This window comes from Halomicrobium sp. HArcel3 (assembly GCF_058933135.1).
Genome location: NZ_JBZYDN010000004.1, coordinates 139,723 through 164,760 on the forward strand (window position 1 = coordinate 139,723; position 25,038 = coordinate 164,760).

At 65.6% G+C, this 25,038-nt stretch carries 20 protein-coding genes and 1 pseudogene; 10 read left to right on the forward strand and 11 right to left on the reverse strand.

Translation table 11 applies throughout. From position 1 onward, the window contains the following. Positions 1 to 24: 24 nt before the first annotated feature. From AC5FRV_RS12415 to AC5FRV_RS12430, 4 genes and pseudogenes are all read right to left on the reverse strand, one after another. Positions 25 to 5,754: a PKD domain-containing protein gene (locus AC5FRV_RS12415; RefSeq protein ID WP_493561614.1), complete on the reverse strand. Its 5,730-nt coding sequence runs from the start codon at positions 5,752 to 5,754 to the stop codon at positions 25 to 27. A 567-nt stretch (positions 5,755 to 6,321) separates the two neighbouring features. After that, positions 6,322 to 8,142 (reverse strand): annotated as a pseudogene (locus AC5FRV_RS12420) (outer membrane protein assembly factor BamB family protein); the annotation flags it as partial. Positions 8,143 to 8,457: 315 nt separating this feature from the next. Next, positions 8,458 to 8,652 (reverse strand): cold-shock protein, encoded by a 195-nt coding sequence (locus AC5FRV_RS12425; protein ID WP_089814996.1) that lies wholly within the window; start codon positions 8,650 to 8,652, stop codon positions 8,458 to 8,460. A 2-nt stretch (positions 8,653 to 8,654) separates the two neighbouring features. Beyond that, positions 8,655 to 8,849, reverse strand: coding sequence for a cold-shock protein (locus AC5FRV_RS12430; protein ID WP_089814998.1), 195 nt, complete (start codon positions 8,847 to 8,849; stop codon positions 8,655 to 8,657). Positions 8,850 to 8,976: 127 nt separating this feature from the next. Between AC5FRV_RS12430 and uppS the strand changes: the two genes are divergently transcribed. Beyond that, positions 8,977 to 9,894, forward strand: coding sequence for a polyprenyl diphosphate synthase (gene uppS, locus AC5FRV_RS12435; RefSeq protein ID WP_493561411.1), 918 nt, complete (start codon positions 8,977 to 8,979; stop codon positions 9,892 to 9,894). A 124-nt stretch (positions 9,895 to 10,018) separates the two neighbouring features. On the opposite strand, the gene AC5FRV_RS12440 is transcribed toward uppS, so the two are convergent. Continuing rightward, positions 10,019 to 10,627, reverse strand: a complete 609-nt coding sequence (locus AC5FRV_RS12440; protein WP_493561412.1) for an undecaprenyl diphosphate synthase family protein — start codon at positions 10,625 to 10,627, stop codon at positions 10,019 to 10,021. Positions 10,628 to 10,798: 171 nt separating this feature from the next. Here AC5FRV_RS12440 and AC5FRV_RS12445 point away from each other — a divergent pair, with 171 nt between their 5' ends. Both AC5FRV_RS12445 and AC5FRV_RS12450 read left to right on the forward strand, forming a co-directional pair. Next, positions 10,799 to 12,190: a DUF92 domain-containing protein gene (locus AC5FRV_RS12445; protein WP_493561413.1), complete on the forward strand. Its 1,392-nt coding sequence runs from the start codon at positions 10,799 to 10,801 to the stop codon at positions 12,188 to 12,190. Next, a complete protein-coding gene (locus AC5FRV_RS12450) occupies positions 12,187 to 12,606 on the forward strand; it encodes a GNAT family N-acetyltransferase (RefSeq protein WP_493561414.1) in 420 nt (139 codons plus the stop codon). The genes AC5FRV_RS12445 and AC5FRV_RS12450 overlap by 4 nt, the downstream gene beginning before the upstream one ends. Before the next feature lie 20 nt (positions 12,607 to 12,626). Here the strand turns inward: AC5FRV_RS12450 and dnaG are convergent, their stop codons facing one another. Together dnaG and AC5FRV_RS12460 are read right to left on the reverse strand one after the other, a co-directional pair. Then, positions 12,627 to 14,090, reverse strand: a complete 1,464-nt coding sequence (gene dnaG, locus AC5FRV_RS12455) for a DNA primase DnaG (RefSeq protein ID WP_493561415.1) — start codon at positions 14,088 to 14,090, stop codon at positions 12,627 to 12,629. 136 nt (positions 14,091 to 14,226) lie between these two features. After that, positions 14,227 to 14,955, reverse strand: coding sequence for a sugar phosphate isomerase/epimerase family protein (locus tag AC5FRV_RS12460; protein WP_493561416.1), 729 nt, complete (start codon positions 14,953 to 14,955; stop codon positions 14,227 to 14,229). Between the two features lie 102 nt (positions 14,956 to 15,057). Here AC5FRV_RS12460 and AC5FRV_RS12465 point away from each other — a divergent pair, with 102 nt between their 5' ends. The 6 genes from AC5FRV_RS12465 (at position 15,058) to AC5FRV_RS12490 (ending at position 20,137) form a co-directional block, all read left to right on the forward strand. Next, positions 15,058 to 15,405 carry a tRNA-binding protein gene (locus AC5FRV_RS12465; RefSeq protein ID WP_493561417.1) on the forward strand — a complete coding sequence of 116 codons (348 nt, stop codon included), beginning with the start codon at positions 15,058 to 15,060 and terminating at the stop codon, positions 15,403 to 15,405. Between the two features lie 109 nt (positions 15,406 to 15,514). Continuing rightward, entirely contained in the window at positions 15,515 to 15,823 is a 309-nt protein-coding gene (locus tag AC5FRV_RS12470) for a DUF3311 domain-containing protein (RefSeq protein WP_493561418.1), read from the forward strand. Further along, positions 15,816 to 17,372, forward strand: a complete 1,557-nt coding sequence (locus AC5FRV_RS12475; RefSeq protein ID WP_493561419.1) for a sodium:solute symporter family protein — start codon at positions 15,816 to 15,818, stop codon at positions 17,370 to 17,372. The genes AC5FRV_RS12470 and AC5FRV_RS12475 overlap by 8 nt, the downstream gene beginning before the upstream one ends. Positions 17,373 to 17,489: 117 nt before the next feature. Next, a complete protein-coding gene (locus tag AC5FRV_RS12480) occupies positions 17,490 to 17,657 on the forward strand; it encodes a hypothetical protein (RefSeq protein WP_493561420.1) in 168 nt (55 codons plus the stop codon). A gap of 98 nt (positions 17,658 to 17,755) precedes the next feature. Then, a complete protein-coding gene (locus AC5FRV_RS12485; protein WP_493561421.1) occupies positions 17,756 to 18,679 on the forward strand; it encodes an HFX_2341 family transcriptional regulator in 924 nt (307 codons plus the stop codon). 159 nt (positions 18,680 to 18,838) lie between these two features. After that, positions 18,839 to 20,137, forward strand: a complete 1,299-nt coding sequence (locus AC5FRV_RS12490) for a zinc metalloprotease (protein ID WP_493561422.1) — start codon at positions 18,839 to 18,841, stop codon at positions 20,135 to 20,137. 23 nt (positions 20,138 to 20,160) lie between these two features. Here the strand turns inward: AC5FRV_RS12490 and sfsA are convergent, their stop codons facing one another. The 3 genes from sfsA to AC5FRV_RS12505 form a co-directional block, all read right to left on the reverse strand. Beyond that, complete coding sequence (gene sfsA / locus AC5FRV_RS12495) at positions 20,161 to 20,910, reverse strand: DNA/RNA nuclease SfsA (RefSeq protein ID WP_493561423.1); 750 nt, start codon at positions 20,908 to 20,910, stop codon at positions 20,161 to 20,163. Between the two features lie 81 nt (positions 20,911 to 20,991). After that, positions 20,992 to 21,423 (reverse strand): hypothetical protein, encoded by a 432-nt coding sequence (locus AC5FRV_RS12500; protein ID WP_493561424.1) that lies wholly within the window; start codon positions 21,421 to 21,423, stop codon positions 20,992 to 20,994. Positions 21,424 to 21,485: 62 nt separating this feature from the next. Then, complete coding sequence (locus tag AC5FRV_RS12505; RefSeq protein ID WP_493561425.1) at positions 21,486 to 22,250, reverse strand: DUF1405 domain-containing protein; 765 nt, start codon at positions 22,248 to 22,250, stop codon at positions 21,486 to 21,488. Positions 22,251 to 23,144: 894 nt separating this feature from the next. On the opposite strand from AC5FRV_RS12505, the gene pdxS reads away from it, so the two are divergent. After that, positions 23,145 to 24,050 (forward strand): pyridoxal 5'-phosphate synthase lyase subunit PdxS, encoded by a 906-nt coding sequence (gene pdxS / locus AC5FRV_RS12510; RefSeq protein ID WP_493561426.1) that lies wholly within the window; start codon positions 23,145 to 23,147, stop codon positions 24,048 to 24,050. A gap of 31 nt (positions 24,051 to 24,081) precedes the next feature. Here pdxS and AC5FRV_RS12515 read toward each other — a convergent pair whose 3' ends face one another. Next, the gene (locus AC5FRV_RS12515) at positions 24,082 to 25,017 is read right to left on the reverse strand and encodes a DUF7983 family protein (protein ID WP_493561427.1); all 936 of its coding nucleotides are present in this window, start codon (positions 25,015 to 25,017) and stop codon (positions 24,082 to 24,084) included. Between the last annotated feature and the right edge of the window lie 21 nt (positions 25,018 to 25,038).

Consider the following 25,038-nt stretch of genomic DNA (forward strand, 5'->3'; position numbering starts at 1 on the left):
AACTTGATAATAATTGGCGCTTTCCTATCCAGTTACGCTAACTGGTTCACCGATCCGAATACCCTCAGTGTTTTTAATATATCTTTTGAGGTTACCGGGGATCGCGTCATTTTGATGGGCTTTCTTGCTTAAGCGAATTACCATATCGCCCTCTGGTGCCCGACCGAGCGCCTGCAACGCACGGTATCTAATGAATTTGTCTATGAGCTTTTGCGTTTCGAGTCCACTTGGCTTATTTTTCGCTTCTATGTATCGTCCATTTACGATCAGGTCTAAGTCGGTATCCGCACCGTTGAGGGTATCTTGTACGTCCGCCCTGTTGGTTCCTTTCGGCATGTTGTCCATGATGTTGTCCTTCTGGGACTTGCTCAAGTCGGACCAGGCTGGCGTCTCGACTTTTTTCCCGATAGCAGTCACGTCGTCGCCCTGCTTCGAGAGCTTTGCACCGATACGGGTCTCAAGTAAGGCCCCTTTTGCAGGATTCCAGGCATTGTTAGAGCTGTACTTTGTCGGGCTCGCGAAACTTTTGGCAGTTTCACTGTAGGGGATATTCGCACGCTCAAGGTAGTGTAGGTCGCTAGTGAATTGGCTGATCTTCTCTGTCGTCATGTAACGAACGAGATGATCACCCCCTGACCCCTCACCGTAGAATCCGATAATAGAGCGTTTCAACTCGGTCGCATATGGTCCATCATATGTCGTGAGTCGCTTCGTCGGTGCTTCGTCGAGGTTCGTCGTGAGTGTCTCAGCCGTACCTGGCCTACCCATTCCTTCACCTAACCGCCGAACTGCGGCATCGTGCTTCCCGAAATTGTTCGCGAGCTTTACTCGGTCGCTAAGCCTGAACTGGTCAGTCAGACCGGACTTTCTGATTGTCAGATACGCCTCGTCGGATTTGCTGGGATTGAGTTTGGCCCACTTACCGGAGATCGAGAGCGCCTTCGGAATGTCATCGGCGAATAATGGTAACAGGCTGATGCCGTCGAGAGCCGCTTCGCCCCAGTCTCCCTGCGCGACGTTTTGCGCCGCATCACGAAGGTCTGCAGGGACTTCGACGAGTGGGACCGCAGAGCCACCGATCCAGCCGACGAGATATCCCGTGTTTCCGTTGTAGCCGCTCGTGAAGACGCCCTCGGGCATCCCGGTCTCACCGAGGGCTGCCCCCTCGATCATCGCCCGGCCGTTCTCGCTGTACATCTGGCCGAGGTTCTTGAAGTCACAGGGGTTCGGATCGGCAGGGTCGACTTCCCCGTCGAAGTCGCTGTCGGCCGTGTCTGCCCTCGTACACGAGTTCGTCCCGAACTCCGCTTCGTCGCTCAGTCCGTCTCCGTCAGTGTCGGTCAGTGTGGGGTTCGCGTAAGACTGCTTCGTGAAGACCGCCCACTCGCCGTTCGTGCGGTAGAACGTTACCTCGTCGCCGTCTCGAACACCGTCGCCGTCCGTGTCTGCCTCGTTCGACGACGTCTCGAACGTACTCGATCCCGAACTCCCGCTGCTGACGGCCGAGAACTGCCACGATTGGTCTTCGGCCTCGTCAACGAGCCCATCGCGGTCGTCGTCCGTGCCGATGGTGAAGTGGTGGAAGCGGACTTCGTCCGGCCAGTAAAGTTCGACTGAGACCGACTCGCCGCTGAATTGGGAGAGGTCGACGCGTTGTGTGAGAACACGGTCGTCGACGCCGCTCGCGCGCGAGCCTTGTTCGGCCGAGCCAACGTGGGCGCCCTCGACATTCCCATCACCATCCCTGACTATGAACATGTATCCGTATCCTGGATTGACCACTCCTCTGGTCGGCCTGAGTCTGATGTGAACGAGTGCGTGTTCGGCGTCGTCCGGGACCTGGACCGTCGTACTGAAGCCGAATCGACAGCCATTCTGGGACGCTGGACTGTACTCGTGCGGACAGCGGTCCTCGCCGTCTAACACCCCGTCGCGGTCCGTGTCGGGGTTATCCAGAGCCGTATTCGAGCTCCAGCCGCGTTCGAGAACTCGGTAGTCCAGTTCGGTGAGGTATTGGTATTCTTGCCCGTCCGTCAGCCCGTCATCGTCGACGTCTGCGATCCAGGGGTCTGCGCCCGTCGTACTCTCGTAACGGTTCGAAAACCACGTGTCGGTCGGTGCACCACCGAGGCGGTTATCGTCGAGCACGAACCGGTGACGCAAACCCCGCTGGTCGAAGTCCTCATCGGCCCCCTCAGTTCGGTCGAACTGATAGTCGAAGTCGCTCGTCGCGTCGGTCAGATCGATGTTGCCGCTCTCTGTCTGGACTCTGGAGACGGGAACGCCAAGTGGCCGGAGTTGGTAATCGTAGAGGTTGGAAAGATATTCCTCTTGCTCGGCGGTGACTGCGTAGGTTTGCTGTGATCGCGGGTCGGTGTGAGTTCGAAGTTTTTCGGTTGCGTCAGTGAGTCCATCGCCGTCTGTGTCCGCTTCGAGCGGCGAGGAGCTGAAGGTGACAGTGTCAGTTGTCCGGCCGTTTGCTGGCACATCATCCGTAGCCTGGTTATGATATCGGTACAGATCACCGTCTGCAGTCCTGACGACGTCGACGGTCCAGCTTTCCTGTACCTCCAGTTTGTCACCGAGGCCGTCCCCGTCGGTATCAGCCACTGTCGGGTCACTTTCCAACGCGTATCCGGCTTCCGTCTTCGTCGAGAGGTTTACTTCGGAGCCGTCTAGCAGCCCGTCACCGTCCGTATCTGCCTCATTCGGGTCCGTTTTCACGGTCCCACCGTTCGCCAGCGGGATCGGTTGTTCTTCGATATAGTCCGGGATTCCGTCGACGTCTGAGTCAACTCCGGAGTAATTCGTCGTGACCTCGTGAATCGGGATCCGGGCGTCGCTGTGATATCGGTTTCCACCGATTTTTAGACCGTTAGCACTCGTCCGTAAGTCCAATTCGAGTGTCGTGTTCGAACCTTCCAGGCGATAGTCGATGGAGAGTTTATCACTCGCTCCACATGCTTCTAGATTAAAGTCGATGGTTGTATCGTTTAGTCGGTACAGTTCGTCATCGCCACAATCTTCCTGGGATGTTGACCCTCTTGGAGGGTTGTCATTGCCGTCACTATCCACGCTGCCTCCGTGCCCGACGTCGGAGATGGAACCGTTCTCAACGCTGAGAGTGCCGTAAGCGTCGTTGTATCCAGAGATTCCGACCTCTACGTTCGCACGTTCCGTGCTCGAATTTTCGGTCGGGGTTGACCGGTTCTCGATGGCCTCCCAGGCCGTCCGATTAAGCACCACGAACGTCGAGAAGTGGTCGACGTCGGCCGTCACCCGGTTGGTCTCGGAGTCGACCGAGGAGGGGAGGGCCTCGTAGACGCCTGTCTCCGGGTGATACCGGTAGACGCCGAGGTCGCTCTCGTCCCCGACCGAACGGTTCCCGTAGGACAGCGCCACCGACTCGCCCTGGACCGATGGCTCGGCATGGACGGTCGTGTAGGACGACGCCATTGCGGGGTTGTCCGTCATGACTGGATTACCAGTGCCCGACCGGACGGACACGCGCTCGCTCACGGCACCGGGGCCGCTAACTTCAACCGACGCTTCGTCCGACGAAACTGTCATCGTGAACGTCTCGTTGCCGTCGAGGGTGCCGTCGTCGTCCGTGTCGGGATCAAGCGGATCAGTGCCGAGTTCGATCTCGTCGCCGTCGTCGAGGCCGTCGTCGTCGGTGTCGGGGTCCGTGACGTTCGTCCCGTTCGCGACCTCCTGGCCGTCGAGGAGTCCGTCGCGGTCCATGTCCGCGACGAGTGGGTGCGTCCCGTTCTCGACTTCCACGAGATTCGTCAGTCCATCCTCGTCCGCGTCCTCCTCGGCATCTCGCGTTCCGTCACCGTCCGAATCGTTAGAGAGAGGGTCCGTCTGGGTCAGGGTTAGCTCGATACTGTCGTTCAGTCCGTCGCCGTCGGTGTCGTTCGAGAGCGAATCCGTTCCACGCTTCCATTCATCCGCCGTCGAAAGGCCGTCCCCGTCGAAGTCTTCGGCACCGTCGGAGACGTTATTACCTGATTCGTCCGCCGTCGTTTTCGATGAGGTGCTGTCGGCGACCACCGGATCCGTGCCAGTGACGGTGTGCTCGTACCCGTCTGGTAATCCATCACCGTCTGTGTCCACATCGAGTAGTTCCGTCCCGAGTTCCTGTTCTTGGGTGTTGTTCAATCCGTCGCCGTCGGGGTCCTCCGCGCCGTCCGGAGTCCCGTCGTCGTTGGAATCGAGGAGGAACGGACTGAGTCCGTCGTAATCTGACTCTGCGATATCTGTCAGGCCGTCGCCGTCTGTGTCCGCTCGACTGGGGTCTCCCCGTGCACGAATCGGCGTCACCGTCGAATCCAGTGCAGACCCGTTTGAAGGTCCGAAGCCGAGTTCTCGTCCGTCAGCAAGCCCGTCGCCGTCGGTGTCGGCCGACTGTGGGTCCAGTGACACCGTGGGTGCGTGGCCGAACGGGATCCGTACGGACTGAGATTCGAGGTAGTTCGGCAGCCCGTCGCCGTCGTCGTCCTGTAACACCCGAACGTTTCGAATCTCTGCCGTCCCGTCCTCGGGACTCTGCGCCGTCACTGTGACCGACTCTCCGTCGAATTCGGTCACTGGCAGGGTGACCGTCGTCCAGCTCTCGTTCTCGATGGCTGTCGTGGTGACGTTTCCGTCGCCGTCCCGTGCGACCAGCGTCCCACTTTCGTTACTCGAGCCCTTCAGCCGAGCGGCGGCCTGGATCATCGTCACGTTGCTTTCGGGCACCGGAATCGACCAGATCGGTGTGGTCGCTCCCTCCGAGTTCCTCTCTGCATCGACGTCGTCGTGAGCCGCCAGATCCGTGACCGCGACGTCTGACTCACGTTGCCACTTGACCGAGCCATTCGGGTCGAGTGCGGTCACCGTCCCGACCTCGTGGAACGCCGCCGGATCGCCGACGGTGACCGTCCGCGTCACGTTGTGCTGGGACGTCCCGGCGAACTCGTCGACGACGGTGACCTCTATCTCGTACCGGCCCGGTTCCTCGAAGACGTGGATTGTCCGAGAGCCAGAGACCGTCGAGGTCTTACCGTCACCGAAGTCCCACGTGGTTTCGGTGATGGAATCGTTCCGTCCCGGTTCGTTCTGATAGGTGGATAGCACCACGGATTCTCCCGGTGACGGGTTCGACGGGCTGACGTCCAATCCGTGGGTTATCGACCTGACTTCGATCGGGTCTGTCGTCGCAGACTCTCCGCTATCCGAGTCTCGAATGCGGACCACGTACTCGCCCGCCGGAATCCCTGACAGGCTGAACGTCGTCGTGCCGTCGACGAGCGAGACTGACGTCTCGTAGACGGTCTCTCCCGCCGTTGTATTGACCAGAAGCGTGGCATCGGTCGATGTATCCGATCCCAGTTCGATCGCGAGGGGTTCGCTCGTGGTGAACTCGTTAGGGGGAGCGGCGGCCGAGAGCGTCGGACCACTGGGTCCCTCGGTTTCAGTCGCCGTGGGCGTTTCAGTGGTCGTTGCCGGAGTCTCGGTTTCGGTACTGGCTTGCCCGACCTGAACCGTTTCGGTCTCCACCGTCGTCCCGTCACTGGTTTCGAGTACGGCGCGGTATTCGCCGTCCGGGAGCCCGGAGAGGGAGAAACGCTGTACCTGCGGTCCCGCGGTGACCGACTTGCTATAGAGGGACTGCCCGTCCGTCGTTTCGACCCGTAGCGTCGCGCTTCGTTGGGTCGGTGCAGAAAATTCGAGGGTCAGGTCCTCGCCTGTCGCGATCGTGTTCTCCATCGCGCGGATCGATACCCCACTGGTATCGGTCGCCGTAGGGGTCGCAGTGACTGTCGCGGTCGCAGTCTCGGTCGGTGTTAGGGTCTCCGTCGCAGTCTCGGTCGGTGTTAGGGTCTCCGTCGGGGTTGGTGCGTCTGTCTCCGTTGCGGTTCCGGCTTCACTCTCGGTCTCGGTGGCCGTCGCGGTCGCGCCGACGGTCACGGTGTCGGTCGAACTCTGGAGGTCGTTCGCTGCCGATTCGAGGACGACCTGGTACTCACCTTCGGGGAGGTTCGACACGGAGAACTGGCTCGGCTGGCTCCGAACCGTGACCGACTGGCTGAGGAGCGTGTCGCCGGACACCGACTCGACCGCCAGTGTCGCCTCCGTCTGTGCGTCGGCGGAATACTCGACGGTCAGATCCTGGCCCACCGTTAGATTCCGTTCGACCGCCTGTATCGAGAGATGCGTCGGTCCGGTCTCCGTGCCGGGACTGCTGACCGACACCGTCTCGGTCGCGTCGGTGAGCCCGTTCGACGTTTCGATGGCGACGGTGTACTCACCTTCGGGCAGGTTCGAGACGCTGAATCGCGTGGGCTGTGAACGTGCGGTGACCTGCTGCTGTAGCAACGTCTGTCCACCGGCCGACTTCACTCGCACCGTCGCGGTCGTCTGCGCGTCGGCGGTGAACTCGACGGTCAGGTCCTCTCCTGTCGTGAGAGAGGTCTCGGTCGCTGCTATCGACACATCGCTGGCCGCCTGGGTCGACAGTAACGAGGAACGGACGGTCGCAAGGGCGGACGACAACACGTCCGGAGCGTCACCGCCGACGAGCCCCATCTGTGCGACGTTCCCGGGTGCGCCCGCGCCAGCAGCGTGGTCGCCGGCCGTCACGGCACCAGTGACGGGGTCGACGTTCTCGATGGCGGCATCCTGACCCGAGACGGACACGATCCGCTGGGTAGTGCCGTCGTCGTCCTCTGGTGGATCGTACACTGGGCCCGACCTCGAACCGACGTAGACCGTCCCGTCTGCACCGGTATCGAGTCCCACGATGGATGCCTCGGTCGCGACGGGCAGCGCGGTTTCGGAGCCGACGTCACCGGTCGCGGGATCCAGTTTCACGAGCCTCGGCGTCTCACTCTCGCCTCTGGGCTCGATGGCGTAGACGCTCCCGTCGGAAGCGACGGCCAGTTCCGATCCCCCGCCTGTCATGGGGGTCGCCCAAATCTGGCTGCCGTCTGCGGTGTCGACCCGCTGAACGCCGAGAGATGTCGCAACGTAGAGGCTGTCGTTGGGCCCCTCGATCACGTCGTTCACCCCGTCGGCTTCCAGCGTGCGTTTCCAGTCCGTCTGGCTCCACCCGTCTCCACCGGTGATATTCTGGGGATTCAACCGAACGAGACGTGCTCCTCGCTCCCGTCCCTCAAAGTACAGGCCCGCGTAGACGGTCCCGCTACTGCTCTGCGTAATGTCGTCGATCCGGAACTCAGGACCGCTCTCGGTGAAGAACGTCAGCGTCCAGGGACGATAGCCCGCTCTGGCGTCGTAGCTCGTTAGATTCCCGCCTCGGGGCACGTTGGCAGCGGCGATAGCTTCACCGTCGCGTCCGCTCGACAGCTCGAAGACACCCCTGTCGAACGTTATCTGCCCGGTTTCGGAGCCGTCCACCCAGTCGATTTCGGTGATCACCCCGGTTTCGTTGACGGCACCGTAGACCGTCCCCTCGTCGTCCAGTGCGACAGCTGTCTCGCCGGCTCCCGCGAGATCGCGGTTCCACACTCGCGATCCGTTTTCCGTCCGCAACTTCCGAACGGAACCGTTCGCCGCCGCGACGTACACCCCATCCGCTTCCTCGGGCGCGATGGTGGCCGGACGTCGCAGGCGAGTCGAGGTGTTCCAGGCCGTCTCGTTCCGGACCGTCACGAAGCCAGTCCCCGGGATTGTTGCGTTCGCCCGGCGCTGGGCCGAATCCACGTCCGTCGGCCGACGCTGCCAGCCACGTTCGCCGGTCCCATCCCAGTAGTAGACTGAGATAGATTCGAGTTCGGTCTGGGCCGAATCTGCGATAGGCACCGAGACGGTCGCATTGCTCAGCGCGCTGGCGTTCGTCGCGCTCACGTAGGCGGCCGGACCAGCGCTCGATACGTTGCCGGCTTCTCCCGGTCGATACGGTGTAACGGAGACGTTTTCAGCGGTCTGAGTCGCTGTATCCAGCCTGACGACGACCCCAGTTTGCGGGCCCTGCGTCGGCGCGACGTCGCGATCCAGGCTCGCTTCGGCGACAGAGCGGTCCGCTACTGCGCTCGCGTCGGTTCCGGACAAGACGTCGTCGACGTGCGCCGTGACCGGCGCGGTCACTAGAAGAATTGCCATTACCACCGCAACCACTCCCCGTGCACCCATCATCTGTATGTACTTTCACACCAACACAATGCATATAATTTCTTCGCTAGTTACGATGAATGATGTTCTGAGGATATAATTTTATGCCTGGGGGCGGATTTTTGCATTTGATAGTTGCTGGTATCTGGTGCTTCGGGCTCGTTCCGCTGTGATTTATCGCATCTATCTCGGAGTGAGCGAGTCCGGTCAGCAGCCATGGTGGATGCGGTCGGATGTGGACTGGGGACTCTCCCGAGGAAACGGAGGAGACAACGCTGCAGACAGCGTCGCCACTCACCGGGAAGCATCGAAAGAAAGCACAACTGGAAGCGCCGCTGCTTACAGTCGCGTCAGGTTCTCCGCGCGCGGACCCTTGTCCGCCTGCACGATGTCGAACTCGACCTCCTGACCTTCTTCCAGGTCGGGGCCGCCGACGTCTTCCATGTGGAAGAAGACGTCGTCGTCGGCATCGTCAGTCTCTATGAAGCCGTACCCTCCGGTATCATTGAAGAAGTCGACTGTGCCAGTCGCCATGGTTACAGTCGCTCCACGTTTTCAGCCCGCGGACCCTTGTCCGCTTGCACGATGTCGAACTCGACTTCCTGACCCTCTTCGAGGTCTGGACCGCCGATGTCCTCCATGTGGAAGAAGACGTCCTCGTCGGAGTCTTCGGTATCGATGAAACCGTATCCGCCTGTGTCGTTGAAGAAGTCAACCGTACCGGTCGCCATTGCAACCGTCTAAAAGCGATTCAACTACTAAAATCCTGCGCCTGGAAGACAGCTTCGGTTTCGGGCCCACAGCGGAGGCGTACGCGGAGCACAAGCTACTTATCGACTGCCTGAAATCATTCACACAATGCTAACGCGGGTCCGCGCGCTCGCCCAGGGGGTCTACGAGCGCATGCTGGAGTGGGAGCTCTCCTCGACGCCGTCACACGTCGCCGTCATCCAGGACGGCAACCGCCGGTACGCGCGAAAGGAGGGCAAGGAGACGACCGAGGGGCACGTCGAGGGTGCCGAGACAACGGAGGCGCTGCTCCACTGGTCGGACGAACTCGACATCGACGAGGTGACGCTGTACACCTTCTCGACGGAGAACTTCAACCGGCCCGAGGACCAGCTCGAGGCCATCTTCGACCTCGTCGAGGAGAAGCTCACCACCTTCGCCGACGCCGACCGCGTCCACGAGAACGAGGTGCGGATCCGCGCTATCGGCGAGATCGACATGCTCCCCGAGCGCGTCCAGGACGCCATCGAATACGCCGAGCGACGCACCGCGAGCTACGACCGCCTCCACCTCAACGTCGCGCTCGCATACGGCGGCCGGAGTCAGCTCCTGAACGCCGCCCGGGACGTCGCCACCGCCGTCGCCGACGGTGACATCGCTCCCGAGGACGTCGACGTCGACGCCGTCGAGGAACGCCTCTACGAGGGACCGACCCGGGACGTGGACCTCATCGTCCGCACCGGCGGCGACGAACGGACCTCTAACTTCCTCCCGTGGCACGCCAACGGCAACGAGGCCGCCGTCTACTTCTGTGCGCCCTACTGGCCGGAGTTCCGCCGGATAGACTTCCTGCGAGCGATCCGGACCTACGAGAACCGCGAGGCGTCGTGGCGGAAACACCGCGCCCGCCGCGCCCTCGCGCTCGTGCGTGCGGTCGGGTCTGCCGAGGCGCCGAAGGCCCGCCAGGTGCTCGGCCGGTTCAAGGACGCGCTCCCCAGCGCCGAGCGGGAGGCCATCGAGGACGAAGTCGAGCCGGCTGCGGACTGATCGAGTCGCAGACGCTCAGCGCCCAAACCGCCGTCAGACTGCGTCTGACGTGCCTCGGCCTACCGGCCAAACTTCCGAAAGACTCCCGCCGGTCGTTTTTCGACGTTTGGGCGCTTCGCGGTGCTCAGCGCCCAAACCTGCGCTGTCTGTCCTGATAATCCCGTAGCGCGCGCAGGTAGTCGCGCTCGCGGAAGTTTCGCCAGTTCACGTCGGTGAAGTACAGTTCCGAGTAGACCGATTGCCAGATCATGAAATCGGAGAGCCGCTCGGCGCCGGTCTTGATGACCAGGTCCGGCGCCGTCGGGAAGACGAGCCGGCGGTCGACGTCGTCCTCGTCGATGTCTGCGGGGTCGAGGTCGCCGGCCCTGGCCTCCTCGGCGAGGCCCTTGACCGCCGTCGCGAACTCGTGTTTCCCGCCGAGGCCGATGGAAATCTGGACCGGCGCGTCGACCTGCTCGTCGTCGTCGGGGCCGCGGACGGCGACCTCGCCGGGCGCCCTGACGCGTTCGAGTTCTCGGCGGAGCGTCGGGACGGCGCCCTCGTCGAGGACGCTGACGTAGACGACCACCTGCTCGGTACCGAACTGGAACGCGAGGTCGAGGAACTGTTCCAGCGTGTCGTAGGCGTCCGGTTCCAGCAGGTCGCGCTCGGTGATGACCAGTGCGACCGTCTCGGGCAGGTCGGCGTCGCTGGACTGGAGGCGGGCAGCGAGGTACCGGTCGTAGAGTGGCACGCCTGTCACTTCGGCGGGGGTACTCCTAAACCTCACTACTCGACGGGGGTCCCCGTCGGCGACGCCGCTCCGAACGCGAAAGTGGTGATACGTCGACAGGCGGAGCCGCTGGCGGGCGCTGACGTGGGGAAGTCCGGAAAGGGTAAGTGCCTCTCCGCGGAACGGCGGGACGTGACATCGACTGTCCGGCGGGCCGTGGCCTTCGCACTCGTCGGCAGCCTGGCGCTGCTGGCCCCGGTCGTCGTCGGCGCCGGATCCGACACGGTCGCCGCCCTCGCCGCGCCGCTGGGGGCGGCACCGTCGCTCGTCGCGACGGCGGCGATGGCGGCACCGTTCGTGCTCGTCGCCGCCGTCGCGCTGACCGTCGACGACGACCGCGCCCTGTTCGACCTGTTCGCCCGTCCCGGTGACCGACAGGACGGGACGCTGTACGGGCTCGCCGGATTCTCGCTCGCGGCCGCCGGTCTCGCGCTGCTGGCCGGCCAGTTCGGGCTGCCCACGTGGGTGTTCGTCGGGAGCGTCTTCGTCCTCGGCGTCGGCAACGTCGCCGGCAACGCCACCGACGCGTTCACCGGCGAGCGCATCCTCTCGACCGCCGGCTTCGTCGTCGGCGGGTTCGCCGGGGCCGTCGTCGGCCAGGCCGTCGCCGCACGGCTCGTCGGCATCGACCTGACCGGCGAGTTCGTCGCGGTCGTCGCCTTCCTCGCCGCCAGCGGGGCGCTCCTGGGGGCGCTCCTCCGGTCGGTCCTCTTCGAGCGCGACGACCCCCTCGTGATGGTCTCGATAGGACTCCTGCTGTGGCTTCTCTCCGATCTACCCCTGGAAGACGTGACGACCACCCGCATCGCCGTCGCGCTCGCCGTGACGGTGGCGCTCGGCTACGTCGCGTACGCGCTCGATACGGCGTCGCTGCCGGGGATGCTCACCGGCGTCTTCCTCGGCCTGCTGACGATGGTGCTCGGCGACTTCCGCTGGTTCGCCATGCTCATCACCTTCTTCGGCCTCGGGGGACTGGCCTCGAAGTTCCGCTACGAGGAGAAGGAACGCCGCGGCATCGCCGAGGAGAACGAGGGCGCCCGGGGCAGCGGCAACGTCCTGGCGAACTCGCTGGTCGCGCTGGTAGCCGTCATCGGCTGGGCGGCCAGCCAGGACGTCCCCGACCTCGATTCGCTCCTGTTCCTGTTCGCCTTCGCCGGGTCACTGGCCGCGGCGATGAGTGACACCCTTTCCTCGGAGATCGGTGGGCTCTACGACGACCCGCGGCTCATCACCACGTTCGAGCGCGTCGACCCCGGAACCGACGGTGCCATCACCTGGCAGGGTGAGGTCGCCGGGCTCGTCGGTGCCGGCATCATCGCGGGCATCGCCGGGGCGCTGTTCGACCCCGTCGACGCGGTGGGCGCGGCCGTCGTCCTCGGCGCCGGCGTCGCGGGGATGACAGTCGACAGCGTCCTCGGCGCCACTATCGAGGGGCGCGTCGTCGACAACCAGGGCGTGAACCTGCTGGCCACCGTCGCGGCGGCCGCCGTCGGCGTGGCGCTCGCCGTCCTCGTTCTCGCATGATCAGACCGGCCGAACCGGCCGACTACCATGCGCTCCGCGCGATTCAGGAGGCTGCACTCGACGAGTACTGGCCCGAGCTTCTCGAACTCGGCGTCGACGGCCCGCCGATATGCCTCGTCGTCGAGACGGACCGGCCGCTCGGCTACGCGCTCGTCGTGGGCGGCGACGACGTCGCGTACGTCGCCGAACTCGCCGTCACACCAGCCGAACAGGGGCAAGGGTACGGCTCCGAGTTGCTGGCCGCGCTGCTCGACAGGCTCAGACCGGCGGGGTTCGAAACTATCCGGCTGACCGCGCGGGCCGACGACGACCGGGTGCGTTCTTTCTACGAAACCTTCGGTTTCGACGTGGTCGACGAGGTGGCGGACCACTACGACGGCGACGGCGACGCGGTCGTGCTGGCCAGGTCCCTCTAGTATCGCCGGGTCCGGCCCCGCTAGAAGTCGTCTATCGTCCGCACGCGGACGTTGGTGGGCTGTTTGACGTACTCGCCCTCGCTTCCGCCGACGACGTGCCGGACGCCGCGCTGAGCGGCCACGTCGAGCAGGCGCTGGGTGACGGGCCCGTCGAGGACGACCGTCTCGGGGACGGCGTCCAGTTCGTCGACGAGGTCGAAGGCGTCCTCGACCGCCCCTTCTTCCAGCACTCGCGCCGTTTCGTCGAGCAACCGAACTCGGCCGGTGTCGTCGGCGATGACCGCCTGGACGTGGCCCGCCACCGTGTTGGTCGTCTCGCTCGATGCGGTGTCCGTCGCTGTCGCGGACGACGACTCGGCTGTGGCGGTCGTCTCCCCCGCCGTCACTTCCACCGTCGACGCCGTGTCGGCCGGTGCCACGCCGTCGCCGGGCGTCGTGGATATCGGAGCGTCGGTGCGCGGGGACTGGTCCGCGGTCCCGCCGTCCGCCTCGGCCATTTCGCCAGTGGCCTGTTCCGCGGCGGAGTCGCCCGCGCTGGATTCGTCAGTGGTGGATCCGTCGCCGTCGGGCCCGTCTCCGACTACATCAGGGGTACCGCCGCGCGTGCCGTCGCCGGCCGTACCCTCGTCGTCAGATAGCTGCGTGTCGGGTTCTCGCTCGCCGAACGGGCCGGATTCTGTCGCCTCGACGACGGATTCGGCGGTCACCTTCTCACGGAGTGCGGCGGTTATCTGGCCGCGCGAAAGGTCCTCGACGCCGGTGCCCGGCGGGGCGAACGCGACGTAGTCGACCGAGCCGACCTGTGTGAGTTCTTTCATGATGAGTTCGCCGCCGCGGTCGCCGTCGAGGAACGCGGTGACCGTCCGCCGTTTGGTCAGCTCGGCGACCGCTTCGGGGACGTCGGTTCCCTCCACGGCGATGGCGTTCTTGACGCCGTACTGCAGGAGCTGGAGGACGTCGGCGCGGCCCTCGACGACGACGATGGCGTCGCTGTCGGCGACGCGCGGGCCGGCGGGGTACCCCTCGTACTCGGTGACGTTCTCGACCCGGACGCGCTGGCGAACCTCGTCGACGATGTCGACGGAGGTGACCGCGTCCGCTTCGAGGTCGGCGAGCAGGTCCGTCGCCCGGTCGACGACGGTGCGTCGTTTCGCCTGCCGGACGTCTTCGAGGTCGCTTACCTCGATAGTCGCCCGGCAGGGGCCGACCCGTTCGATGGTCTCCAGCGAGGCCGCGAGCAGCGCCGTCTCGACGCGGTCGAGCCCGCTGGCGATGGTAATTTCGCCGAAGGACTGGCCGCCTTCCGAGTCGACGTCGACGTCGATGCGGCCCACCTTGGAGTGGTCCTGTAGCTCGCGGAGGTCAAGGTCCTCCCCGAGGAGCCCCTCGGTCTGGCCGAAGATGGCACCGACGACGTCGTTTCGCTCGACGACTCCGTTGGCGGTGATGTCGGCGTGGATGAGATATTTGGCTGAATCGTGCATACTGTCCTCTGGGTGCGGCGGCGGTCGACACTCGCGCCACCGCGTGGATTGGTATTAAATTCGGTGTCGCGACTCAAATAGCTGCCGACCCGGGCGAAAACGACGATACGACTGAGGACAGTTACGACCGTCAGGATCAGACGTGCCGCGACAGCACGTCGGCGCCGTGGGGGATCGCCGCGACCGGGTCGCGGGGCTGGTCGTTCTCGTAGACGAGCCACTCGGCGCCGATCTCGTGGGCCGCCTCGGCGACGGCGGGGATGTCGAGGTCGCCCTCGCCGAGCGCCGGTACCTCGTCGCTGTCGAGGTTCACGTCCTTGAGGTGGACGTGTGAGATCCGGTCGCGATACCGGTGGAGCAGTTCGACGGGGTCCGCGCCGCCCGCGAGCGCCCACCCCGCGTCGAGTTCGAGCATGAAGTCGGTCTGGTCCGCCATGAGTTCGAAGGCGACGCCCGCCTCCGTCTCGACGAACTCCTGGTCGTGGTTGTGGTAGTGCATCGTCAGGCCCGCCTCCGACAGCTTCTCGGCGAGTCCGGCGAGTCGGGCGGCGGTCGCCTCGACTGCCTCGACGGTCTCCCAGTGTTCGGGGTCGAGCCACGGCACGACGACGTCGTCGTAGCCGAGCGCGTCGGCGGCCGCGACGACCGCGTCGAGGTCGGCTTCGATGGCGTCGATACCGACGTGGGCCGAGGCGGCCTGGAGGCCAGCCTCGTCGAGCGCGGTCCGGACAGCGTCGCGGTCCGCGTCCTCGACTCTGTAGGCGAACTCCACGCCGTCGTAGCCCGCTTCCCCGACGTCGGTGACGATCTCCGTCAGCGGCTTCTCGACGTCGCGCACTGTGTACAGCTGGATAGCGGTCTGCATGCCACTGGTTTCGGATCGCGCCCTGAAATAGCTACGGCGACGCGCCTGCTACCGTCACCGGGCCGACACAACAGTTTACGTCGCCACGGTTCAGAGTCCGGTATGGGAATCGACGAGGAGGACATCGACCCGGCACAGTTTCTGGCGGACGTGGAGATGCGCGTCGGCGAAGTCGTCTCCGTCGCGGACTTTCCCGAGGCGCGCAAGGACGTCTACAAACTGGAGGTGGACTTCGGCGAAGCGGTCCGCCAGTCCGCCGCTGGGCTGACGGACAACTACGACCACGAGGACCTGCTCGGGAGCCAGGTGCTCGCCGTCGTCAACCTCGGGACAGTGAACATCGCGGGGTTCGAGAGCCAGTGTCTGGTCACCGGCGTCGACGACGCGGACGGCGACGTCGTCCACCTGCAACCCGAACGCGAGGTGCCCAACGGGACCCGGCTCTACTGACGGCCGTCCTATTCTCCGATCAGACGGTTCGAACAGAATTTCTCTTCGATACCTCTCTTCTGAGAGATTCGTCATTACTATGTGCGACCAGCCCAACGATACGCCAATCATGAGTGGCGCGAACGCGGCGCGTGGAGAACGAGAGGGCCGACTCCGGCTGGCGGGCTGGGCTGCCGTGGCGTTCGTGCTCGTCGCGCTCGCCGTCCCGTGGTTCCTCTGGCGGGACGCGACGGTCGTCGCCGGCCTGCCGCTGTGGGTCTGGTGGCACGTCGGCTGGATGGCGCTCGCGTCGGTTGTCTTCTACGTCTTCACGAAGCGCGCGTGGGGAATCGGTATCGTTCGAGCCGACGCTGGACACGGCGAGACGACCGAGGCGGACGACCCGGTCGACGCCGAGGAGGTGAGCCAGCGTGGCTGACACCGCACTCCAGCTTGCCATCGTCGGGGGATACATGGTCCTGGCGGCGGCCATCGGCGTCGTCGCCTACCGGCTGACCGACCGCACCGCCGAAGACTACTACCTCGCCAGTCGAACCCTGGGAACCGTCGTCCTCCTGTTCACCACGTTCGCGACGCTGCTGTCGGCCTTTACCTTCTTCGGCGGGCCGAATCTGGCCTTCTCTGCCGGGCCCGAGTGGATCCTGGTGATGGGACTGATGGACGGCATCATCTTCGCCGTCCTCTGGTACATTCTGGGGTACAAACAGTGGCTCGTCGGCCAGAAACACGGCTACGTCACGCTCGGTGAGATGCTCGGCGACCGCTTCGGCTCGCGCTGGCTGCGGGGCGGCGTCGCCGCGGTCAGCATCTTCTGGCTCTTCCCCTACGTGATGATCCAGCAGCAGGGGGCGGGCCAGGCCATCGTCGGCCTCACCGACGGCGCGGTGCCGTTCTGGGTCGGCGCGGGCGCTATCACCCTGTTCATGATCGTCTACGTCGCCGTCTCGGGGATGCGCGGCGTCGCCTGGACCGACACCCTCCAGGGTCTGGTGATGCTCGGGCTCATCTGGGCCGCCGTCGCGTGGGTCCTCTCCGCGGTCGGCGGCCTGAGTTCGGCGACGGCCAGCATGGGCGAGTCGAACCCCGAGTTCCTCGCGCTCGGCGGCGGGCTCTACTCCCCGCAGTACGTGATTTCGACGGCGGTGAGTATCGCCTTCGGCGTGACGATGTTCCCCCAGATCAACCAGCGATTCTTCGTCGCTCGCTCGGAGAAAGTGCTCAAGCGCACGCTCGCGCTGTGGCCGATACTCGTCGTGCTTCTCTTCGTGCCGGCGTTCATGCTCGGCGCGTGGGCCGCCGGCCTCGGCGTCACGGTGCCGGAGAACGGCAACGTGATCCCGGCCATCCTGAACGAGTACACTGCCGGCTGGTTCACGGCGGCGGTCGTCGCTGCCGCGATGGCGGCGATGATGTCCTCCAGCGACTCGATGCTGTTGTCGGGCGCCTCGTACCTGACGCGGGACATCTACCGGCCGCTGACCGGCACCGGCGCCGCGGAGAGCGAGGCGAACCGCGAGGCGCTGGTCGCCCGCGTCGGCGTCGTCGTGTTCGCGACGCTCTCCTTCGTCGCCAGTCTCTACTCCCCCGGGACGCTCGTCCAGATCGGCGGCACGGCGTTCGGGGGGTTCGCCCAGCTCGCGCTCCCCGTGCTGGTCGCCCTCTACTGGTCCCGGACGACGCGCTGGGGGATCTACGTCGGCCTCGCCGGCTCGCAGCTGTTCTACCTGATCACCGTCTTCTCGGACGCTATCCTGGCGGCGATGGAGTTCGTCGGCGGCGGGCCGGTCCCCGCGGCGTCGTGGGCCCTGGACACCTTCTTCGCGGGTTCGTTCTTCGGCGGCTGGTCGGCCTCTCTCCTCGGCATGCTCCTGGGCCTCCTGCTGACCGTCGGCGTCTCGCTCGCGACGAATCCCTCACCGGGCGAGGACTCGGCGCTCTACGTCGTCTCCGGCGGCGAGGGCGACTGAAGGAGATACGGCTCCCAGGGACGAATCTCGAAACGTCGTTCCCGCCCCGTTCTCCGGGCGAAATCTCGCGCCGTTACGGGAACAACAGTTATCGTCCGTTCCGTCAGTGGTTCGTCCATGGGACGGGGTGAAAAGTCGGGCGGCGATCCGCAGACGCTGGGGCGGTGTCGCGAGTGCGGAAGCGTCTATCCCGTACAGACCACCGGGACGGGAAAGTTACGGCCGATCGGGACGGGTGGGGACTGCGAGTGCGGGAACGACTCGTTCGAGCCCGTCTCGGAGTGATGGGAGCTACGGCGCCGGGCGACGAGGCCGACGGCGCGGACTACGCTCCGAGTCGCGAAGCTGGTGATTTTTATAAGCACCGTCCCACCGTTCCACGTATGCAGACCCACATCGTGCCGGTCGGCTTCGATTACGACCGGCTCATCGCGCCGCTGGTGCGCGAACACCTCGAAGTGGACCGGGTCATCCTGCTGGAGGGGGCGGTGGGCAGCGAGGCCAACGTCGAGTACTCGCGCAACCTCGCCGAGAAACTGGAGAAGGACTACCGGAACCTGCTCGGTGCCGAGACCGAGCGCGTCGTCGTCGAGGACGTCTACGACTACGACGCCGCCTTCGAGCAGGCGTTCGCGCTGATCAACGCCGAACTCGACCGGGCCGACGACGCGGCGGTGTGGGTCAACATCTCCGCGATGCCCCGCACTGTCTCCTTCGCCTTCGCCACTGCGGCCCACTCCATCATGGTCGAGCGCGAGGAGGACCGCCAGCGGGTCCACACCTACTACACCGTCCCCGAGAAGTACCTGGAGACCGAACTCGCCGAGGAACTGCGCAAGCAGCGCGACCTCTTGGACGACGTCGTCGAAGCCGTCGACGACGAGGAACTGGCCGACCGCGTCGACGAGCGCCACGGTGCCGCCGAGGACCTGCTCGACGAGTTCGACGAGCGCGGGACGACCATCGGCGCCAAGGAGGTCGGTGGGAGCCACGTCGTCGAACTCCCCGTCGCGCTCTTTTCCAGCGTCAAGCCCTTCGAGGAAGTTATCCTGTTCACGCTGGGCGACCACGGCGAGTTCGAGAGCGTCAGCGAACTGGCCCACGAACTCGCCAGCGAACTCGGCGAGGAGTACACCGACAGCTTCCGCTCGAAGGTCATCTACAACGTCGACCGCCTGGGCCCCGGCGGCAAGGGCTACATCGAGCAGGAAGAGCACGGCAAGTCCTACCGGACGCGCCTCTCCCGCATCGGCGAACTCTGGGTCCGCGCCCACTCCGGCGACGAGGACGAGGAGCTATCGGTCTGACGAGCGCGTTCGTGGCTACTTCTGCGGACCCGAACTACTCCATCGCTCACACGCAACCCGAGAGCACCCGCGATACGTATCACGAGTATCCGAACATGAAGACAAAACCGCAAGAGGGGAAAGTGGTAAGTAACGGGATCGGTGTCTGTGAGGTTATCGATGTCCCAGTGGGTCGCGGTCCTGATCTCCGCCCTTCTCTTTACCAGCACAGCCGGTGCCCTCGGCACGACGAACGCGCTCGACGTCGACGGCGACTCGCGCCCGATCGCGACAGAGTTGCTCGACGGCACCGACCCGTTCGCGGCCGACACCGACGGCGACGGGGTCGACGACGACCGGGAGCACGCCCTCGGGACGGACCCGACGGTCGCCGATACGGACGACGACGGACTCTCCGACGGCCGGGAACGGTCGCTGGGGACCGATCCCACCGCTGCCGATACGGACGGGGACGGCCTGGCCGACGGGCAGGAGGTCGAACTGGCCGCGAACGCGACGGTGGCCGACACCGACGGCGACGGGCTAGACGACGGCCGCGAAGTGGCCCTGGGCTCGGACCCGACGCTCGTCGACACCGACGAGGATGGGCTCGACGACGCGCGCGAGGTGGCGCTCGGAACCGATCCGGCCGCCGCAGACACGGACAGGGACGGTCTGGCGGACGCTCGCGAAGTCGAATCGACGGTCGTGAACGCGACGGTTGCCGACACCGACGACGACGGGCTGGACGACGGCGACGAGGTCGACGGCCCCACTGACCCCACCGATCCTGACACGGACGACGACGGCCTCTCCGACGGCCGGGAGGCCGACATCGGCACCGACCCGACCACCGTCGACACGGACGGCGACGGCCTCACCGACGGCGAGGAAGTCGCCGGCGAGACGGAGGCGGGCGTAGCCATCCCCGACGCCGACCCGATGCGGATGGACCTGTACGTCCAGGTGTACACCGACACGGCGTCGGCGGGCCCCGCTTCCTACGACGCCATCGAGGAGGACTGGGCCGAGATGCCGGTCCCCAACCCCGATGGCTCGACGGGCATCACGCTCCACGTCGACGACCGGGGGACGGTCGAGCAGTCGCACACCTTCGACGGGTCCAGCAGTTCGTTCCGCGCGCTCGTCGAGGATGGGAAGGCCCGCGCTGGCGAGGCCTACGGGCCCTACCGCGTCGTCATGTTCGTCGAGTTCGACGCCGGCCGGTACGTCGGCATGGGCCGGGTCGGCGGCCACTTCTCCATCGTCAACGGCGACCGGTCGGACCGCAAGCAGCGCAAGACGATGAACCACGAACTCCTCCACAACGTCGTCGGCCGCATCGAGGCCGACGGCCGGTGTTCCGGCGACCCGGCCCACTACTGCGAGGGCGGCTGGCTCGAACCGACGACCAACAGCGAGCAGTACCTGCCGGAGGTCATCGGCGAGCAGATTGCCGAGGACGGGTTCGCGGAGTAAGCGGCCATGGCTGGCCTGGACTCCTACTGGTCGAGCTCCACGGGCAGGTCCGTCCGGCGCAGGGAGTAGTGGGGCGGGTCGAACGCGGTGACGAGCGCGTGGATCTCGACGCCGGCGTCGCTGACCCGGGCCACCAGGTCGGCGAACTCGGGGTCGACCTCGCGAAACGGCCGGAACCGCTCGACGTCGGGCCGCTGGACGACGAACGCGAGGTGAGCCTCGGTGCCCTCGTCCACTAGCGACTCCAGGCTCCGGAGGTGGCGCCGGCCCCGCTCGGTCTGTCGGTCCGGGAACTTGACGACGCCATTTTCGACGTGGGTCGCCGACTTGACCTCGACGTACGCCTCCCGCGATCCGTCGGCCGTCGCGAGGCGAAAGTCGGCGCGGCCGTGGTCCGGGAGCGGGGGTTCTCTGACGATTTCGTCGACCCAGTCGAACTGGGGGAGGTGACCGCCGTCGAGCGCGCGAGCGAACAGATCGTTGGCGAGCGCCGTACGGAGACTGACGTGGACCGGCTCGCTGGCGTCGGCAGTGGTTGCCTCGGGAACGCGAATCGCGATAGCGTCGTAGTCGGTGGCCCGCTCCGGGTCGTCGACGGGTTCACAGAGGACCTCGTAACCTGGTACCAGAACGTCCCGGAGCGCGCCGGGGTCGCCGAGAAACGCCCGTCCGACCTCGTCGCCGAAGTCGACGCGGACCACGAAGCGGTTGTCCCGCTCGACGAACTCGCCAACGATCTGGTCGGCATCGCGGGTCAGGAGCCGTTCGTTCATCGCGAGTGGGTACTCGATTCGGGGTTCTATGGATTCCGTTCCGTCGCCGCGGCTGAACGGGATCGGACGTCGCGGACGTCGTTACTCGATGGCGCCCGCGTCCCGGAGCGCGGCGATTCCGGTGCTGACCGCATACATCACGATGATGGCGACGCCGGTCCAGCCGAACGCGAAGGCGACGAGCCTGAGGAACTGGCCGACGTACTCGCCGTGTACCCACGGCAGGGTGACGAGGAGCCAGGCGACCAGTAGCCACGGACCGGCCGCAAACAGCGCCGTTGCGTTGTCGCGGAGGACGCCCTTCGGTGTCGGATCGCTGTAGGCGGGAGCGGCGTGCTCGGCGATCGTGACGCCCCGAATCGCGGCGTAGAGCAGCGCCATCACCGTGCCCGCGTTCGTGGCGAACGACTGGCCCACTGGCGGGAAGAGGAAGCCGACGGCGGCCCAGAATCCGAGTATCGTCACGAGGCGCGTGCCGTCCTCGAGGAACCGCCGACTGACGTCCAGGGACATGCCCGGATGACCGGCGAGTGCCGTAATAAAGCCCGTGGAACCGTCAGTGCCCGTGTTCCGCGTCAGCGGTCCAGTTCGAGCTTCTCGACCCGCGTCATCAGCGCCAGGAAGGTGGCCAGCACGGTCAGGAAGACGGCGGCCGCCGCAGCCAGGTCGTGGGCCTGCGACGCGTGGTCGAACGCCGTTCCGGTCCACTCGGCGCCGATGGTGGTGTGGTGTGGGTCGCCGACGAGCGGGAGGAAGTAATCGACGATGTCGTTCCAGAGGTACCACCCGACGGCAAGCGCCACCGCGCCCACCGGGAAGTCGCTGTAGCGGTGGATGAGGAACGCCTCGACTGCCATGGCGAAGTGGCTCCAGACGAGGAAGTGGTACATCCACAGCGGGGTGTCGCCGAGGCCGTTGATCACCAGCTGGACCCACGGCGTCCACAGGCCGAGCTTGATACAGCCGAAGAAGGCCAGCGCGTGGAGCCACTCGCCGTTCCACCCGCGTTTCCAGGCGATCAGCGAGAGGGCGATGAACAGCGTCGCCACCGGGCTGTCCGGGACGAACGGCCACATCACGGTGGGCGTCCGCGCGAACTGGCTGACGAAGAGCGGGTCCGACAGCGGCAGGGGGTGGAAGCCGTAGTACCAGAACCCGAACAGCGTCCCCAGCAGGTTGACGATAGCGATGGGGTACGCGAGTCGGAGACCCAGATCCTCCAGCCACCCGGGGAGGGGCGCGACGTAGCGCGGGAGGTCCTCTCTCGGTGGGAGAGGCGCGTCGAAGTAGCGGGCGACGAGTGCTTCGAGTCGGCGACCCGCGTCGTCGATGGCTGCCATGTGACGGTGCTTGGCTCGCGGCAGGAAAACGATAGCGGTGTTTCGGGATGGAGATGTTTGGCGGGGTCTCTCGGGAGTGGACTCTCGAGGGCTGCTCGATAGCAGTTCTACCTCGACTGCAAACAACTCGAAAGCCCTCGGCGCGCTCGTGCTCGCTCAGCGGGATACCCTCACATCCGTTCGGGTAGGGCCCGCTGAGCGACTGCCCTTCGGCGCGACCGGCCCTCGCCCTTTCAGTCCACCAGGTCCCGCATCGCTCGCGCGATGAAACGCGCTCGCGAATACCTCCACCATACCTCCCCGGATTCGCCGCGTTCGCGCCGAATCACGCTTCCAGACCGCACAGCACGGCCGGGAGCGAGTGGCGCGACGACGTCGCGCCCTCGCGACCCACCGAAAGACTCGGCACGCCTCGTCTTTCGAGCCCACACTCGCTTCGCTCGCGTGGAAGGGGAAGGGCAGGGCTGCGGTGCTGCGCTGTCCCTGGAGGAATGAAAGGGCAAGGTGCGGTCCGGGAACCCGGGCGCAGCAAGCACCGGAGCGGAGCGAGGAGCGCAGCAAGCCCCGGGACCGGAGCGCGCCGAGGGCTTTCTGATTGTTGGCGGTCTCGATTCCGTCTATTGAGAGCGCGCCGAGGGCTTTCTGATTGTTGGCGGTCTCGATTCCGTCTATTGAGAGCGCGCCGAGGGCTTTCTGATTGTTGGCGGTCTCGATTCCGTCTATTGAGAGCGCGCCGAGGGCTTTCGAGGTGTTTTCGGTAGTCTCGTTCACTGCTCCCGAGCAATCCGAAGTCGTTCCACAGTCCTTCGTGGCCCCGAACACCCCTCGTCGACCACACAAACCGCCGTCGCGAGAAGGACACGCGTTAAGTGACCCCGCATCCAATATTCGCCAATGACGGAAACCGATCTCGAAGACCTAAAGCGCGGGACCGAACTGGTCAAGCGCGGCTTCGCGAAGATGCAGAAAGGCGGCGTCATCATGGACGTCGTGAACCGGGAGCAGGCCCGGATCGCCGAGGACACTGGCGCGGTCGCGGTCATGTCCCTGGAGGCGGTCCCGGCCGACATCCGCAAGCGCGGCGGCGTCGCGCGGATGGCCGACCCGGCCGACGTCGAGGAGATCATCGACGAGGTGTCCATCCCGGTGATGGGCAAGTCCCGTATCGGCCACACCAAGGAGGCCCAGATCCTCGAAGCGGTCGGCGTCGACATGGTCGACGAGTCAGAGGTACTCACGCCCGCCGACGACAAGTACCACATCGACAAGCGCGACTTCACGTCGCCGTTCGTCTGCGGCGCCCGGGACCTCGGCGAGGCCCTGCGCCGCATCGACGAGGGCGCGGCGATGATCCGGACCAAGGGCGAGGCCGGCACTGGCGACGTCAACCAGGCCGTCCACCACCAGCGCACCATCAAAGGCGCCATCCGCGAACTTCAGGGCAAGACCTTCGAGGAGCGCGAGCGCTGGGCCCGCGAGAACGAGGCCCCCGCGGAACTCGTCCACGAGACGGCGGAGATGGGCCGCTTGCCGGTCGTCAACTTCGCCGCTGGCGGCATCGCGACGCCCGCCGACGCGGCGCTGATGATGCACCACGGCTGCGACGGCATCTTCGTCGGGTCGGGTATCTTCGGCGCGGAGGACCCCGAGGCGATGGGCACCGCAATCGTCGAGGCCGTCAACAACTGGGACGACCCCGAGACGCTCGCCGAAATCAGTTCGAACATCGGCAAGGGGATGAAGGGCGACGCCAACGTCGACCTGCCGGAAGAAGAGAAGATGCAGGGGCGAGGAGTTTAGAAGGAACGCTTTTTCAGCCGAATCTCTCCGGTCATCCAGCAGCCAGCACGTCGTCGATACGGTCCTCCAGCGTCTCGATCTCGTCGCGCAGTTCCTCGCCCTCCGTGCCCTCCAGCTCGGCCAGCCTGTCCTTCAATCCCTGCAGTCGCGACCGCTTGGCGTCGCTCTCGACGCCGGTCTTCTGGACGTAGTACTGTTCGTGGACGTCGTACACCTCTGCCTCCTCGACTTCGGTCGTGGCCAGCACTACGTCGAGTTTGTCCTCGTCGACGCCGAGGACCCACTCCCGTGGAACGCCCGCGTCGTCCAGCGCGTCCAGCACGGCGTCCTCGTCCTTCAGCGTTCGGCGCTCCCGGCGCGTCCGCGAGACAGTCCCGTACTGGCCGTGCAACTGGCCGTCGGGGCCGACGTGGTCGAGCAGGTCGCCACCGACGTGGCGCCGCAGACCGTCGGCGCCCCACTGGACGTCCGAGAGGAGAACGTAGAGGTCGACCAGTTCCTCGGGCGGTAACTCCTCCAGCGCGGCGACGTCGTGGCGTTCGAGGAAGTCGGCCACGAGCAAGGCGTCGTCGTGGACCTCCTCCGGCGGTCGGCGGACGTCCCAGCGGGACCGGACGAACGGGCTCTCCGCGGGGACGTCGTCCGACTCCACCCGTCGCAGCGTTCCCGCGCCCGTCCCGTCGACGGCGTACTGGGGCGCGAGGCTCAGAACGGTGACGTACGGCCCCACGCCGGGCGGGAGCGAATCGAGGTCGAGCCCCTCGTCGTCCACCGATTCGGCGAGGACGTCGAACTGGTCGCGCCGGAGGTCCCGGCTCCCGCCGTCGAGGAACTCGACGGTCACCCGGTCGTCCTCGATGCGTTCGACGACGAACACGCGCTCGTCGCCGGGCGTGACGAGCACCTCGTCGGGGTCGAGCGATTCACACCGTTCCCGGATCGACTGCCACGCGGCGTCGGTGGTCATGGCCGTCCGTTGGGGCGCCGT